We start from the raw sequence: 14282 nt of genomic DNA on the forward strand, positions 1-14282 counted from the left end.
CGGGGGATACCCGGCGCGTTCTCTTACTTGGCTTCGGCCTTGGCCAGCATGTCCTGGACCGAGGCGGTGGTGATCGGGTGGTAGCCCGGCTTGGCCTTTTCGAAGGCCTGCTTGGCCAGCTCCAGACCCTTCGGGGTCTTCACCAGTTCGGCGTAGATCGGCAGGATCAGCTTGCGACGGCCGACGCGCTCGATGAACGCAGCGGCCCCTTCGTTGGCCTGCTCATAACCGCTGCGGATCGCCAGCGGGTACCAGCGCATGGCGATCTCGCCATTCGGGGTACCGGTGAAGTGGAACGCCTTGTCCAGCGTGGCCAGCTTGTCCAGCGGCTGGGTCGCGCCCAGGCCGTCGATGAAGCGCACCCATTCCTGCGTGCTCCAGTCGGCGATGACCTGGCTGCTCGGCACGGTGCCGGCGCTGGCAAAGGCGATGCGCGCGGTATCGACGCTGCTGAAGTTGCGCGACTGCGCCTTGGCCGCGAACGCCGGGATGCCCGGCTCGTCCAGCCACGCCGTCAGTTCGGCCTCGGTCACGGCCGACGGATTCTTCGGCAGCAGGTTCTTCTTCATGTACGCGACGAACTGGTCGGTGTTCGCGCTCTGGAAGGCGTGGTCATCGAACCAGCCACGCAGGAACGGATCGAAGGTTTCGCGGCCGAAGCGCTGCTCCAGGAATTCCAGGAACCACGAACCCTTGACGTAGGCGACCTGGCTCAGGGCTTCGTCGGGGTCACGCTCGTTCAGCGGCGGCAGCGCCAGCGCCTGGTCGGCCGGGCTCATGTCCTTCACTTCGGCCAGCAGGTCGGTCTGGTCGATCTGCTTCTCCATCTCGGCCATTTCCTTGCCGTACAGAGCTTCGGTGATGCGGCCCTGGACGTAGGTGGTGAAGCCTTCATTGAGCCAGATGTCCTTCCAGCTGGCGTTGGTCACCAGGTTGCCCGACCAGCTGTGCGCCAGTTCGTGGGCGACCAGCGAGACCAGCGACTTGTCACCGACGATCACGGTCGGGGTGGCGAAGGTCAGGCGCGGGTTCTCCATGCCGCCGAACGGGAACGACGGCGGCAGCACCAGCATGTCGTAACGGCCCCAGCGGTATTCGCCGTACAGCTTCTCGGCGGCACCGATCATCTTCTCGGTGTCTTCGAACTCCTTGGCGGCCTTGTTGACCATGGTCGGCTCGGCCCAGACGCCGGAGCGGCCGGAGATCGGCTCGAACACCAGGTCGCCGGCGGCGATGGCCAGCAGGTACGACGGAATCGGCTGCGGCATCTTGAAGGTGTAGTCACCGTCACGCGCGGCCTTCGGATCGTTGTCGGCGCTCATCAGCACCATCACGTCCGGGCGCGAGACCACGTGCGCGCTGTAGGTGAAGCGCACGCTCGGGGTGTCCTGCAGCGGCACCCAGGAACGGGCGTGGATGGCCTGCGACTGGCTGAACATGAAGGGCAGCTTCTTGCCCTCGGTCATCGACGGTGCCAGCCACTGCAGGCCCGAGGCGGTCGGCGCGGTGTGGTAGGTCACTTCCACCTTGGCCGGCTGTTCCGGGGCTTCGATGGTCAGCTTGCTGCCGAACACCTTGTCAGCGGCGGCCAGCTCGAACTTCAGCGGGCTGCGCGCGCCATCGGCAGCGACGGCCTCAACCTTGGACACGGTCAGCTCGCGGGTGTCGAGCACCAGCTGCTTGGCGTCCTTCTGCTTCCATTCCAGGGTGTAGGTGGCGGTGCCGCCGATCTGCTTCTGGTCGAAGTCCAGCTTCAGATCCAGCGCGATGTCCTTGATGACGACCTTGTCCGGCTCGGCGTAAGAGCTTTCGTCGTGGCTGCGGTTCTCGGCGTTCACGGGGGCGGCGGGGGCCTTGGCGGCAGTCGGGGCGGCGGCGGGCGCGGCCGCCTCCTGGGAGCAGCCGGCGGCCAGGGCCACGGCCAGCGGAAGGAGCATCAGCGGATTACGCATGAATCGGGACCGTTACGGGGATCAGACCCCCAATGGTAACTCCCTCCGGCTCCGCAGGCGTTGCGCGGTGCAGGGTAATGGCGGCCGGGGCCGATCCTGCGCCTCCGGCGCATGCCAACCAAGGTTGGCTTCTACCGGAATGGCGGCGGACGCGGTACGGGCGGCCGGGGCTGCGCTGCGCCTCGGGCGCATGCCAACCAAGGTTGGCCTCTACCGGTAGGTGCCAACCTTGGTTGGCACGGATGTGTCAGCGCCCGGTGCAGGCGTGTGCCAACCAAGGTTGGCACCCACCAGAGCAGGGCTTACAGCTTGTAACCGGAGTGGATCGAAACGATGCCGCCGGTCAGGTTCTTGTAGTGGCAGCGCTCGAACCCGGCCTGCCCCATCATCGCCTTCAGTTCGTCCTGCGGCGGGTGCTTGCGGATGCTCTCGGCCAGGTACTGGTAGCTGTCCGAATCATTGGCGAACAGCTTGCCCAGCTTGGGCAGGATCTTGAACGAGTGGAAGTCGTAGATCGGCTTGAACCAGTCGGCGGTGACTTCGGAGAATTCCAGCACGCGGGCCTGGCCACCCACCTTCAGCACGCGGTACATCTCGCGCAGGCCAGCGTCCTTGTCGGTCACGTTGCGCAGGCCGAAGGCAATGGTCACCAGGTCGAAGCTGTTGTCCGGGAACGGCAGGGCCTCGGCGTTGCACTGCACGTAGTCCAGGCCGAGCACCAGGCCGCGGTTGGTCAGACGGTCACGGCCGACCGACAGCATGCCGGCGTTGATGTCGCCCAGCACCACCGAGCCCTCGGCGCCGACGCGCTCCTTCAGCAGGGCGGCGATATCGCCGGTCCCGCCGGCCAGATCGAGCACACGGTCGCCCGGCTTCACCTGCGCGGTCGCCACGTAGTAGCGCTTCCACGCCCGGTGCACACCCAGGCTCATCAGGTCGTTCATCAGGTCGTAGTTGCGCGCGACCGAGGTGAACACCTGGCCGACCAGCTTCTGCTTGTCCTTGGCGGCGACGTCGCGGAACCCGAAATGGGTGGTACCGGCTTTGTAGGGGGATTCGCTCATGGCCCCGATTATCGCACCGCCGGGGGCCAGCGGCACCCCCTGCCCGTATCATGGCGGGCCACGACTTACCGGAGCCCCGCATGATCACCACGCCCGACTACCAGGCCCTGCTGCAGACCGCCATCGCCGAAGCCCGCCAGGGCCTGGCCGAAGGCGGCGTGCCGATCGGCGCGGCGCTGTACCACAACGACGGCCGCCTGCTCGGCTGCGGCCACAACCGCCGCGTGCAGGAAGGCGACCCGTCGGTGCACGGCGAAACCGATGCGTTCCGCAAGGCCGGCCGCCAGCGCCGCTACCAGGACACCATCATGGTCACCACCCTAGCGCCGTGCTGGTACTGCTCGGGGCTGGTGCGCCAGTTCAACATCGGCACCGTGGTGGTGGGCGAATCGCGCACCTTCCAGGGCGGTATCGACTGGCTGCGCGAAAACGGCGTCAACGTGATCGACCTGGACAGCCAGGAATGCGTGGACCTGCTGGGCGGCTTCATTGCGCAGCATCCGGAGATCTGGAACGAAGACATCGGTGAATGAACACCGCGCAGTGTCCTGTTGAACCCGCTTAATGAACGCTTCAGTGCCGGCCTGCCCTAGTGCCGGCAGCGTTTGCGGCCATTGCTGTGAACCCGCGCACAGTCAGCTGCGCTGCGTGCATACGCTGCGGTAACACCCCACCCGGCCGAGGCGCCTAGGGTGGGGTTACCGGGGCCTTCTCTCCCCGGCGGAGCCAGCCATGTGCGCGCACGCCGTCCGCCCCACGCCCGACCCGATGCTTGATGCCATCCGCGAGCGCCTGCAGCAGCAGTACGCGCTGCACCAGCGCGGCGCGCTGTTCTGGACCGCCTACCAGGGCCTGCAGCTGGAACTGGTGCGTGGCCATCCGCTCGACCATGAGCGCCTGTGCAATGCGATGGCCAACATCGCCGAAGACCTCGGCGCGGTCGAGCATGCGCAGTTGATAGGCAATCGCAACGCCGGCTCCACATCTCGCTGACGCGGCATCCACTGCCTCATCGGCCACACTCGGATGAACCCCCACTCCCTTTCCACTCAACCGAACTGGATTGTCATGCACGCTGAAGTCCCCACCATTCCCCCGGTCATCAACGTTGACGCCGAGCTTGACCACTGGCGTCGCCAGCATGCCGACGGCGCACTACCGCACAACTCCTTCGGCTCCTACGTGCCGTGGATCAAGTTCGCCTGTGATTCGCTGATCACCCAGCCGCGCGCCAGCAATGCGCAGCGCGACGAGATGTTCCAGACCCAGTACGCCCTGCAGATCATGCCGCGCCTGAGCGAAGCCCAGGCCCGCGAATTCGTCGACCGTTGCTGGCAGCACGTCTACCAGACCAGCCCGGTGCGCCTGCAGGACGCCCCGCGCCTGCGCGCCTGAGCTGCCTCGCGGCGGCTGCACGGCCCCTGCACGAGCTACTGCCGATCATCCTCGTCACCTGAGTGGGACGACGACGATGAAAGCACGCAATCTGTTCAATACGATCGCCAAGAAGGCCGCGGCCGCCACCGGTTCGCCGTGGACCTTCCTGGCTGCGGTAGCGATCGTGGTGATCTGGGGCATCAGCGGTCCGGTGTTCGGTTTCAACGACACCTGGCAGCTGGTGATCAACACCGGCACCACCATCATCACCTTCCTGATGGTGTTCCTGATCCAGCACACGCAGAACGCGGACACCGCGGCGATGCAGATCAAGCTGGACGAGCTGATCCGCGCGACCAGCGAGGCCAACAACGAGCTTCTGGATCTGGAAGAACTGGACGAGGAGCGGCTGGAAGAAATCCGCCGTGAGTACGAGCAGATGGCCCGCGAAGCCGGCGACGCGCTGGCGCGGGTGCGCGCCTGCCATGCAGCACGGCGCGACGATGAAGCGGTGTAGCGCACACGCTCTGGAATGACAATGCCGGCCCGCGGCCGGCATTACCCTCGATCATCAAGGTAGAGCCGGCAGCTGGCCGGCTGTCCTTCAGCTGCGCTCGTGCCAGCCGCCGCCCAGCACCTTGTACAGGGTGATGCGGTTGGCCTGCTGGGCCAGCTGCGCCTGCAGCTGGGTCTGCTGCGCGTTGTAGGCGGTACGGCGCGCATCAAGCAGGGTCACGAAGCTGTCCAGGCCAGCGTCGTAGCGTGCCTGCGACAGGCGGTTGGCCTGTTCGGCCGCTTCCACCAAGCGCTGCTGTGAACTCACCTGCTCATCCAGGCTGACGTTCAACGCCAGCGCATCGGCGGTTTCGCGGAAGCCCACCTGGATCGACTTCTCGTACTGCGCCAGCGCAATGTCACGATCGGCATTGGCGATGGCCAGATTGGCGCGCAGCTTGCCGCCCTGGAAGATCGGCAGCGTGATCTTCGGCAGGAAGCTCCACACGCGGGTGCCACTGTCGAACAGGTTGGACAATTCGCTCGAACCACTACCGATGCTGCCGGTCAGCGAGATGCTCGGGAAGAACGCCGCGCGTGCCGCACCGATGTTGGCGTTGGCCGCCAGCAGCTGGTGTTCGGCGGCCATGATGTCCGGGCGCTGCAGCAACACGTCGCTGGGCAGGCCGGCCGGCGGCGGTGCCAGTGCCAGCAGCTGCGGTTCGATGCTGTCCGGCAGCAGTGCCGGATCCAACTGGCCACCGGCCAGCAGCGCCAGCGCATTGCGGTCCTGGGCCAGCTGGCCACGCAGGCGTGCAGCATCCGTACGTGCGGTCTCGACTAGGGTACGGGTCTGGGTCAGCTCCAGCGCCGAACTGCCACCACGCTCGTGGCGGGCCTCGGCCAGCCGCAGCGAATCCTCGTAGGTCTTCAGCGTGGCATCGGCGATCTTCAGCCGCTGCGCGTCCGCCCCGTAGGTCAGCCACGCCGTGGCGGTCTCGGCCACCAGGCTCAGCTGCGCGTTGCGGCGGTTGGCGGCCACGGCGAAGTACTGCTGCAGCGCCGCTTCACTGAGATTGCGCACGCGGCCGAACAGATCCAGCTCGAACTCGGCTACGCCAACACCGGCGGTGAACTGCTCGGTGACACCGGCGTCGGTACCACGGCGGTCCATCTGACCGGTGACGGCCACGCCGGGCACACGGTCGGCGCGCTGTACGCGGTACTGGCCGCGCGCGCGTTCAACGTTGAGTACGGCCACGCGCAGGTCGCGGTTGTTCTGCAGCGACTGGTCGATCACCTGCTGCAGGCGCGCATCGGTGAAGAAGTCGCGCCAGCCGACGGCGGCAACATCGGCCACCTCGCCCTGCGCGGCCTCGGCCGGCCACTGCGCCGGAATGGCCGGAGCAACGGCGGTGTTCTTCGGCACCAGGGTGGAGCAGCCGGCGAGCGCGAGCGCGGCGGCAATGGAAAGAAACAGGGATGCACTTTTCATGGGAATGACTTCCATCGGTACTGCCGGATGGCAGGAGGTAGTGCCGGCCGCTGGCCGGCAACCTCGTTGGATTCACATCACGCGGGCAGTAGGTGCCGGCCAGCGGCCGGCACTACCGTTTCGCTTACGTGGAGGATTTGCGCTTGAACACGCGCTGCACCACCACGAAGAACAGCGGCACGAAGAACACGCCGAGCACGGTGCCGACGATCATGCCGCCAAGCACGCCGGTGCCGATCGCCTGCTTGGCACCGGAGCCGGCACCGGTGGAGATTGCCAGCGGCACCACGCCCATGCCGAAGGCCAGCGAGGTCATCACGATCGGGCGCAAGCGGTCGCGCACGGCGTGCATGATCGACTCGATCAGGCTGGCCCCCTTCTCCAGGTTTTCCTTGGCGAACTCGACGATCAGGATCGCGTTCTTGCTGGTCAGGCCCACCGTGGTCAGCATCGCCACCTGGAAGTAGATGTCGCGTTCCAGGCCCTTGAAGGTATTGGCCAGCACCGCGCCGAGGATACCCAGCGGGGCCGCCAGCAGCACCGCGGTCGGCACGCTCCAGCTTTCATACATCGCGGCCAGGCACAGGAACACGATCATCAGCGACAGCGTGTACAGCAGCGGCGTCTGCGAGCCGGCCTGGCGTTCCTGGTAGGACATCGCCGTCCACTCGATGCCGAAGCCCGCCGGCAGCTGCTTGGCCAGCTGTTCGATCTCGGCCATGGCATCACCGGACGCGACACCCGGGGCCGGTTCGCCCTGGATTTCCATGGCCGACACACCGTTGTAGCGCTCAAGACGCGGCGAACCGTAGTCCCAGTGCTTGGTGGCGAACGCGCTGAACGGCACCATCTCGCCCTTGTCGTTCTTCACGGACCACAGATCGAAGTCCTCCGGCACCATGCGGAACGGCTGGTCGGCCTGCACGAACACACGCTTGACGCGGCCACGATCGACGAAGTCGTCGATGTACGAGCTGCCCCATGCGGCGGCCAAGGTACCGTTGATCTGGTCGATCGACAGCCCCAGCGAGGTCGCCTTGGCTGCATCGATGTCGATGCGGAACTGCGGCGTGTCTTCCTGGCCGTTCGGGCGCACGTTGGCCAGCTTCTTGCTGCCGGCGGCGAGGCCCAGCAGCTGGTTGCGCGCGGCCACCAGTGCCTCGTGGCCCTGGCCGCTGTTGTCCTTCAGGAAGAAGGTGTAGCCCGACGCGGTACCCAGTTCCGGAATGGCCGGCGGCGGGAAGGCGAAGATGAAGGCATCCTTGATCTGGCCCAGTGCCGCCATCGCGCGACCGGTGATCGGCATCACGCCATTGTCGGCGTCACGCTCGCTCCAGTCCTTCAGCTTGACGAATGCCATGCCCGCGTTCTGGCCCATACCGGCGAAGCTGAAGCCCTGCACCGAGAACACCGAGTCCACCGCATCCTTCTCGTTCTGCAGGAAGTGGTTTTCCAGTGCCGCGATCGATTCCAGCGTACGCTCCTGGGTGGCACCGACCGGCGCCTGCACCAGCGCCATCAGCACGCCCTGGTCTTCGTTGGGCAGGAACGAGCTGGGCAGGCGCACGAACAGCACGCCCATCAGCACGAACAGTGCCGCCACGATGCCCATGAAGCGCCACGGACGGTGGATGATGCCGCGCACACCGCGCTGGTAGCTTTCGCTGGTGCGGTCGAAGCCGCGGTTGAAACCATTGAAGAAACGACCGGACCAGCCCTTGTGTGCGACGTGGTGCTCACCCTTCTTCAGCGGCTTGAGCATGGTCGCGCACAGCGCCGGGGTCAGCACGATCGCGACCAGCACCGACAGCGCCATCGCCGAAACGATCGTGGCCGAGAACTGGCGGTAGATCACGCCGGTGGAACCGCTCATGAAGGCCATCGGCACGAACACCGCCGACAGCACCAGGCCGATACCCACCAGCGCGCCGGTGATCTGGCCCATCGACTTGCGGGTGGCCTCGAGCGGCGACAGTCCTTCCTCGGACATGATGCGCTCGACGTTCTCCACCACCACGATGGCATCGTCCACCAGCAGGCCGATCGCCAGCACCATCGCAAACATGGTCAGCATGTTCACCGAGAAGCCCAGCATCGCCAGCACGCCGAAGGTACCCAGCAGCACCACCGGCACGGCGATGGTCGGGATCAGGGTGGCGCGGAAGTTCTGCAGGAACAGGTACATCACCACGAACACCAGCACGATCGCTTCGATCAGGGTCTGCACCACGCCCTTGATCGACACGCGCACGAACGGGGTGGTGTCGTACGGGATCTCGGCCTTCAGGCCGGCCGGGAAGAAGCTCTTCATGTCCTGCAGCGCGGCATCCACGCCGGCCGCGGTATCCAGCGCGTTGGCGCCGGTGGCCAGGGTGACCGCCAGGCCGCTGGCCGGCTGGCCGTTGTAGCGGGTGACGAAGTCGTAGGACTCTGCACCCAGTTCGACACGGGCGACATCGCCCAGGCGCAGTTCGGCACCGTCCTGCGCGCCGCGCACGATGATGTTGCGGAACTGTTCCGGGGTCTGCAGGCGCGACTGCGCATTGATGGTGGCGTTGAGCTGCTGGCCCTTGATCGACGGCGCGCCGCCGAGCTGGCCGATGGCCACCTGGGCGTTCTGTGCCTTGACTGCTGCGGTCACTTCCGCAACGGACAGGCCATAGGTATGCAGCTTGTTCGGGTCCAGCCAGATACGCATGGCGTACTTGCCACCGAACACCTGGATGTTGCCCACGCCCGGCACGCGGCTCAGACGGTCGACGACATTGGAACCGACGTAGTCGGCGATGTCGTTGGCGTCCATGCTGCCGTTCTCGGACACGAACGCGATGACGTTCAGGAAGCCCGAGCTGGACTTGGCCACGTTGATGCCCTGCCGCTGCACTTCCTGCGGCAGCAGCGGCATGGCCAGCTGCAGCTTGTTCTGCACCTGCACCTGGGCGATGTCCGGGTTGGTGCCGCTCTCGAAGGTCAGGGTGATGGTGGCCTGGCCGTTGGACGAGCTGTTGGAGGAGAAATAGATCAGGCCATCAAGGCCCTTCATGTTCTGCTCGATGATCTGCGTCACCGAGTCCTCGACCACCTTGGCCGATGCACCCGGGTAGGTGGCGCTGATTTCCACCGCCGGCGGTGCGACGTTGGGGTACATCGAGACCGGCAGCTTGAACAGGGCCAGGCCGCCGGCGAGCATGATGATGATGGCGATCACCCACGCGAAGATGGGTCGATCGATGAAAAAGCGTGCCATGGGGTTCTCCGCTTACTTCGCGTCGCCGGCCGGGGCGGCAGGCTGGGCGGCCGCTGCCGGCTTGGCCGGAGCAGCGCCCTTCTCGGTGGCCTTGACCGGCATGCCGGGGCCGATCTTCTGCAGGCCTTCGACAATGACCTTGTCGCCGGCCTTCAGACCGTCCTCGACCAGCCACTTGTCGCCGACCGTACGGCTGACCTTGACCGGGCGCACTTCGACCTTGTTGTCCTTGCCGACCACCATGGCGGTGGTGTCGCCCTTCGGATCGCGGGCGATGCCCTGCATCGGTACCAGCACCGCATCGCTGCGCACGCCGCCACCGATCACCGCGCGCACGTACGTGCCCGGCATCAGCAGGCCGTCCGGATTGTCCACCTTCACGCGCAGGCCGAAGCTGCCAGTGGCCGGGTCGACGCTGACTTCGGAGAACTCCAGCGTGCCCTTGTGCTCGAAGGTGCTGCCGTCTTCCATCAGGATGCTGACCGGCAGCGTCTGGTTGTCCTGCAGGCGGCCCGCGGCCAGCTCGCGGCGCAGCTGCAGCAGCTCGGCCGAGGACTGGGTCAGGTCCACATAGATCGGGTCCAGCTGCTGCACGGTGGCCAGCGCATTGGCCTGGCCGGCGCTGACCAGCGCACCCTGGGTGACGCTGGACTTGCCGATGCGGCCGCTGATCGGCGCGGTGATGCGGGCGTAGCCCAGAGTGACGTTGGCCGCATCCAGCGCGGCCTTGGCGGCACCGACGTCAGCCTCGGCCTGCTTCTGCGCGGCCACCGCGTTTTCCAGGTCCTGCTGGCTGACCGCATCGACCTTGGCCAGCTCGGTGATGCGCTTGGCGCTCAGGCGCGCGGCGTTGGCGGTGGCCTCGGCACGCGCCAGCTGGGCACGGGCACTGTTGGCCTGTGCGCGGTAGCTGGCGTCCTCGATCTGGTACAGCGGCTCGCCAGCCTTGACCATGCCGCCCTCGGTGAACAGGCGCTTGGCGACGATGCCGTTGACCTGCGGACGCACTTCGGCGACCAGGAAGGCGTTGGTACGGCCCGGCAGCTCGCGGGTCAGGCCCACGGTCTCGGACTTCAGCGTGACCACGGTGACGTCACCCGGGCCCTGTTCGGGGGCCTGGGGTTGGCCGCCGCAGGCAGCCACGGTCGCGGCGATTGCCAGCGACAGTGCAAAGGGTCGGATTCGGCTCAGCAACATGACGGAAAGGCTCTTGAAGGAAAGGGTCTCAGCCAGCGCTGATACGGCGGACCCTCCACCAGCGAAGGTGAAGACCGTGCGAACAGCGCCCACCCGGGTGGAGTGGGAGCCGGACGGGCCTGCCACGCACACGACGGGAATGATGGGTGCGAAATATACATACATGCTTGTTTGTTTGTAAACCGGTACAATTCAGCCACGTTTCACCCGCACTCGTACCCACACCCATGGCCCGCAAGACCAAAGAGGACACCCAGGCAACCCGGGAAGGCATCCTTGACGCCGCCGAAGCCTGCTTCCATGAACACGGCGTGGCCCGTACCACGCTGGAGATGATCGGTGCCCGCGCCGGCTATACCCGTGGCGCGGTGTACTGGCACTTCAAGAACAAGAGCGAGGTGCTGGCCGCGATCGTCGAACGGGTGCACCTGCCCTTCATGCAGGAACTGGAGCGCACCTCCACCGACCAGCGCGACACACCGGTGCACGACCTGCGCGCAGTGATGATCCACTCGTTCATCGAGCTGTCCGAGGACGAACGCCTGCGCAAGACCATGGAGATCATGCTGCGCAGTGACGCCTCGGCCGATACCAAGGTGCTGACCGAAATGCAGCAGGCCGGCTTCCGCGATGCGCTGGACCGGATGGAGCGCGCCCTGCGCCGGGCCCAGGACCTGGGCCAGCTGCGCGAAGGCGCGGACCCGAAGATCGCCGCGCGCATGCTGCACGCCACTGTGCTGGGCGTACTGCATGGCGCGATGGTCGAACCGGAACTGATGGACCTCAAGCGCGACGGCATGCTTGCGCTGGACATGACCCTGGCCGCCTACGTGAAAGAAGGCGTGTTCGTGCCCGGGACGGTGCCCGAGCCGCTGCCCGAAGCGTGAGTAGAGCTGCTGCCGCCACAGCGACACTCATCTGAGGACGGACCCATGATCCTGGACAACGTGGTGTGGGGCTTCATCGGCTGCGGCAGCGTCACCGAGAAGAAGAGCGGGCCGGCTCTGGCCAACACGCCGGGCTCACGGGTGGCGGCGGTCATGCGCCGCAATGCGGCGTTGGCCGAGGATTATGCGCGGCGCCATGCGATTCCCCGCTGGTACGCGGACGCCGATGCACTCATCGCCGACCCGGAAGTGAACGCGATCTACGTTGCGACGCCGCCCTCCACGCACATGCACTACGCGTTGCAGGCGATTGCCGCGGGCAAGCCGGTCTACATCGAAAAGCCGATGGCCATGGACCACGGCGAGTGCCAGCGCATCATTGAAGCCAGCGCGCGCAGCGGCGTGCCGGTGTTCGTGGCCTACTACCGTCGCGCCCTGCCCCGCTTCGCGCAGGTGAAGCAGCTGCTGGACAGCGGCGCGATCGGCACGCCGCGCAGCGTGCGCGCCACCTTGCACCGGCCGCATTCGGCGAACGCTGCATCGCCGGACTTCTGGCGAACCGATCCGGCGATCGCCGGCGGCGGGCTGTTCGTCGATCTGGGCTCGCATACCCTGGACCTGCTGGACCATTTGCTGGGGCCGCTGAGCGATGTGCGTGGCCTGGCCAGCTCGTTGACCGGCGCCTACGTCGCCGAGGACAGCGTCTCGATGTGCTTCCGCACCGGCACGGGGGCGCACGGCATCGCGCAATGGAGCTTCTGCGCGTTCCGCCGCCAGGATGAAATCGAAATCACCGGCGATCGCGGACAGCTGCGCTTTGCCACCTTTGAGGATGTTCAAGTGGTTCTGGAGACCGAGGCCGGCGTGCAGGCGTTCGATATCCCGAACCCGCCGTCGATCCAGCAGCCGTTGATCGCCACTCTGGTGGATGAGCTGCGCGGCAACGGCCACTCGCCATCGAACGGCATCAGCGCCGCCCGCACCAGCGCGGTGATCGACCAGGTGCTGCAGGCCTACCGCACGCGGCACTCGCGCTGACCGCCAACGCAGAAGGCCGCCTTTCGGCGGCCTCATGCTTTGCAGCGTCGGGCATTACAGGATGTAGCGGCTCAGGTCCGGGTCCTGCACCAGCTCGCCCAAGTGTGCATCGACGTAGGCGCTGTCGATGGCGAGGGTTTCACCGTCGCGGTCCGGTGCCTCGTAGCTGAGCGAATCCAACAGCCGCTCCAGTACGGTGTGCAGTCGACGGGCACCGATGTTCTCCTGGCGCTCGTTCACCTGGAAGGCGATCTCGGCCAGACGATCAATGGCATCGGCAGTGAAGCTGACCTTGACGCCTTCGGTGGCCAGCAGCGCTTCGTACTGCTTGGTCAGCGCGGCCTTCGGCTCGGTCAGGATGCGCACGAAATCACCCTTGCTCAGCGCACCCAGCTCCACGCGGATCGGGAAGCGGCCCTGCAGCTCCGGAATCAGATCGCTGGGCTTGGCCAGGTGGAACGCACCCGAAGCAATGAACAGGATGTGGTCGGTCTTGATCGTGCCGTACTTGGTGGACACGTTGGAGCCTTCCACCAGCGGCAGCAGGTCGCGCTGCACGCCTTCGCGCGAGACGTCGCCACCACCCACGTTGTCACCACGCTTGGCGACCTTGTCGATCTCGTCGATGAAGACGATGCCGTGCTGCTCGCAGGCCTCGATCGCGGCAGTGCGGATGTCGTCCTCGTTGACCAGCTTGCCGGCTTCTTCCTCGATCAGCAGCGGACGCGCGGCCTTGATGGTCAGCGTGCGCTTGTGCGCCTTGGCGCCGCCGCCGAGGTTGGCGAACATCGACTTCAGCTGCTGGCCCATTTCCTCCATGCCCGGCGGGGTCATGATGTCCATGCTGACGTTGGCAGCCAGGTCGAGCTCGATCTCGCGTTCGTCCAGCTCACCGTTGCGCAGCATCTTGCGGAACTTGATGCGGGTCTCGTTGTCCTGCGCCGACGGCTCGTTGCGGGCGACTTCCGGATCGAAACCGATGCCACCGCTGCGGCGCGGCAGCAGCGCATCGAGGATGCGGTCTTCGGCGCGCTCCTCGGCCTGGGTACGCACGCGCACCTTGGCCTGTTCGCGGTACAGCTTGACCGCGGTATCGGCCAGGTCGCGGATGATCTGCTCGACGTCCTTGCCGACGTAGCCGACTTCGGTGAAGCGGGTGGCTTCAACCTTGACGAACGGCGCGTTGGCCAGGGTGGCCAGTCGACGCGCGATCTCGGTCTTGCCGACGCCGGTCGGGCCGATCATCAGGATGTTCTTCGGCATCACTTCATTGCGCAGCTCGGGCACCAGCTGCATGCGGCGCCAGCGGTTGCGCAGGGCAATGGCCACGGCGCGCTTGGCGTCGTGCTGGCCCACGATATGCCGGTCCAGTTCCTGCACGATCTCGCGCGGGGTCATGGTGGCGGAGGAAACTTCGATCTTCGACATGGATGTGCTCACGGATTCATTGTCGGTAGTGCCGGCCACTGGCCGGCAACCAGGCACGCGTGCGGGGGATCATGAGGTTGCCGGCCAGCGGCCGGCACGACC

12 protein-coding genes are annotated in these 14282 nt (G+C 66.2%); 6 read left to right on the plus strand and 6 right to left on the minus strand.

Annotated elements, in window-relative coordinates:
• Nucleotides 1–23: 23 nt before the first annotated feature.
• Together ACSYS9_RS20870 and ubiE are read right to left on the minus strand one after the other, a co-directional pair.
• A complete protein-coding gene (locus ACSYS9_RS20870; protein ID WP_071229049.1) occupies nt 24–1952 on the minus strand; it encodes a M1 family metallopeptidase in 1929 nt (642 codons plus the stop codon).
• A gap of 302 nt (nt 1953–2254) precedes the next feature.
• Nucleotides 2255–3016, minus strand: a complete 762-nt coding sequence (gene ubiE / locus ACSYS9_RS20875; RefSeq protein WP_005411082.1) for a bifunctional demethylmenaquinone methyltransferase/2-methoxy-6-polyprenyl-1,4-benzoquinol methylase UbiE — start codon at nt 3014–3016, stop codon at nt 2255–2257.
• 80 nt (nt 3017–3096) lie between these two features.
• Here ubiE and ACSYS9_RS20880 point away from each other — a divergent pair, with 80 nt between their 5' ends.
• From ACSYS9_RS20880 to ACSYS9_RS20895, 4 genes are all read left to right on the plus strand, one after another.
• Entirely contained in the window at nt 3097–3549 is a 453-nt protein-coding gene (locus tag ACSYS9_RS20880; RefSeq protein WP_005411083.1) for a nucleoside deaminase, read from the plus strand.
• Nucleotides 3550–3748: 199 nt separating this feature from the next.
• The gene (locus ACSYS9_RS20885) at nt 3749–4009 is read left to right on the plus strand and encodes a hypothetical protein (protein WP_049421388.1); all 261 of its coding nucleotides are present in this window, start codon (nt 3749–3751) and stop codon (nt 4007–4009) included.
• A 75-nt stretch (nt 4010–4084) separates the two neighbouring features.
• Nucleotides 4085–4411, plus strand: coding sequence for a hypothetical protein (locus ACSYS9_RS20890; RefSeq protein ID WP_014038526.1), 327 nt, complete (start codon nt 4085–4087; stop codon nt 4409–4411).
• Nucleotides 4412–4487: 76 nt separating this feature from the next.
• Nucleotides 4488–4910: a low affinity iron permease family protein gene (locus ACSYS9_RS20895; protein ID WP_049421389.1), complete on the plus strand. Its 423-nt coding sequence runs from the start codon at nt 4488–4490 to the stop codon at nt 4908–4910.
• An 87-nt stretch (nt 4911–4997) separates the two neighbouring features.
• Here the strand turns inward: ACSYS9_RS20895 and smeF are convergent, their stop codons facing one another.
• The 3 genes from smeF to smeD form a co-directional block, all read right to left on the minus strand.
• Nucleotides 4998–6398 carry a multidrug efflux RND transporter outer membrane subunit SmeF gene (smeF, locus tag ACSYS9_RS20900; RefSeq protein WP_143048243.1) on the minus strand — a complete coding sequence of 467 codons (1401 nt, stop codon included), beginning with the start codon at nt 6396–6398 and terminating at the stop codon, nt 4998–5000.
• Between the two features lie 109 nt (nt 6399–6507).
• Nucleotides 6508–9630 carry a multidrug efflux RND transporter permease subunit SmeE gene (smeE, locus tag ACSYS9_RS20905; RefSeq protein ID WP_032129007.1) on the minus strand — a complete coding sequence of 1041 codons (3123 nt, stop codon included), beginning with the start codon at nt 9628–9630 and terminating at the stop codon, nt 6508–6510.
• Between the two features lie 12 nt (nt 9631–9642).
• On the minus strand, nt 9643–10827 hold the full coding sequence (gene smeD, locus ACSYS9_RS20910) for a multidrug efflux RND transporter periplasmic adaptor subunit SmeD (protein WP_071229051.1): 1185 nt from the start codon (nt 10825–10827) through the stop codon (nt 9643–9645).
• Between the two features lie 227 nt (nt 10828–11054).
• Here smeD and smeT point away from each other — a divergent pair, with 227 nt between their 5' ends.
• Nucleotides 11055–11714 (plus strand): efflux transporter SmeDEF transcriptional repressor SmeT, encoded by a 660-nt coding sequence (gene smeT / locus ACSYS9_RS20915; RefSeq protein ID WP_032129009.1) that lies wholly within the window; start codon nt 11055–11057, stop codon nt 11712–11714.
• Between the two features lie 45 nt (nt 11715–11759).
• Nucleotides 11760–12752: a Gfo/Idh/MocA family protein gene (locus ACSYS9_RS20920; protein WP_071229052.1), complete on the plus strand. Its 993-nt coding sequence runs from the start codon at nt 11760–11762 to the stop codon at nt 12750–12752.
• A gap of 54 nt (nt 12753–12806) precedes the next feature.
• Here ACSYS9_RS20920 and hslU read toward each other — a convergent pair whose 3' ends face one another.
• A complete protein-coding gene (gene hslU / locus ACSYS9_RS20925; protein ID WP_014038532.1) occupies nt 12807–14180 on the minus strand; it encodes an ATP-dependent protease ATPase subunit HslU in 1374 nt (457 codons plus the stop codon).
• Nucleotides 14181–14282 lie beyond the last annotated feature (102 nt).

Origin of the sequence: Stenotrophomonas sp. STK17_22, assembly GCF_051983905.1 — a bacterium.
GTDB classification, from domain to species: domain Bacteria; phylum Pseudomonadota; class Gammaproteobacteria; order Xanthomonadales; family Xanthomonadaceae; genus Stenotrophomonas; species Stenotrophomonas maltophilia_A.

Bases quoted from the DNA above. Each gene is read 5' to 3' on its own strand.
- smeT (WP_032129009.1), top strand. From the start codon at position 11,055: ATGGCCCGCAAGACCAAAGAGGACACCCAGGCAACCCGGGAAGGCATC.
- smeF (WP_143048243.1), bottom strand. From the start codon at position 6,398: ATGGAAGTCATTCCCATGAAAAGTGCATCCCTGTTTCTTTCCATTGCC.
- hslU (WP_014038532.1), bottom strand. From the start codon at position 14,180: ATGTCGAAGATCGAAGTTTCCTCCGCCACCATGACCCCGCGCGAGATC.
- ACSYS9_RS20890 (WP_014038526.1), top strand. From the start codon at position 4,085: ATGCACGCTGAAGTCCCCACCATTCCCCCGGTCATCAACGTTGACGCC.
- ACSYS9_RS20895 (WP_049421389.1), top strand. From the start codon at position 4,488: ATGAAAGCACGCAATCTGTTCAATACGATCGCCAAGAAGGCCGCGGCC.
- ACSYS9_RS20885 (WP_049421388.1), top strand. From the start codon at position 3,749: ATGTGCGCGCACGCCGTCCGCCCCACGCCCGACCCGATGCTTGATGCC.
- ACSYS9_RS20870 (WP_071229049.1), bottom strand. From the start codon at position 1,952: ATGCGTAATCCGCTGATGCTCCTTCCGCTGGCCGTGGCCCTGGCCGCC.
- smeE (WP_032129007.1), bottom strand. From the start codon at position 9,630: ATGGCACGCTTTTTCATCGATCGACCCATCTTCGCGTGGGTGATCGCC.
- smeD (WP_071229051.1), bottom strand. From the start codon at position 10,827: ATGTTGCTGAGCCGAATCCGACCCTTTGCACTGTCGCTGGCAATCGCC.
- ubiE (WP_005411082.1), bottom strand. From the start codon at position 3,016: ATGAGCGAATCCCCCTACAAAGCCGGTACCACCCATTTCGGGTTCCGC.
- ACSYS9_RS20920 (WP_071229052.1), top strand. From the start codon at position 11,760: ATGATCCTGGACAACGTGGTGTGGGGCTTCATCGGCTGCGGCAGCGTC.
- ACSYS9_RS20880 (WP_005411083.1), top strand. From the start codon at position 3,097: ATGATCACCACGCCCGACTACCAGGCCCTGCTGCAGACCGCCATCGCC.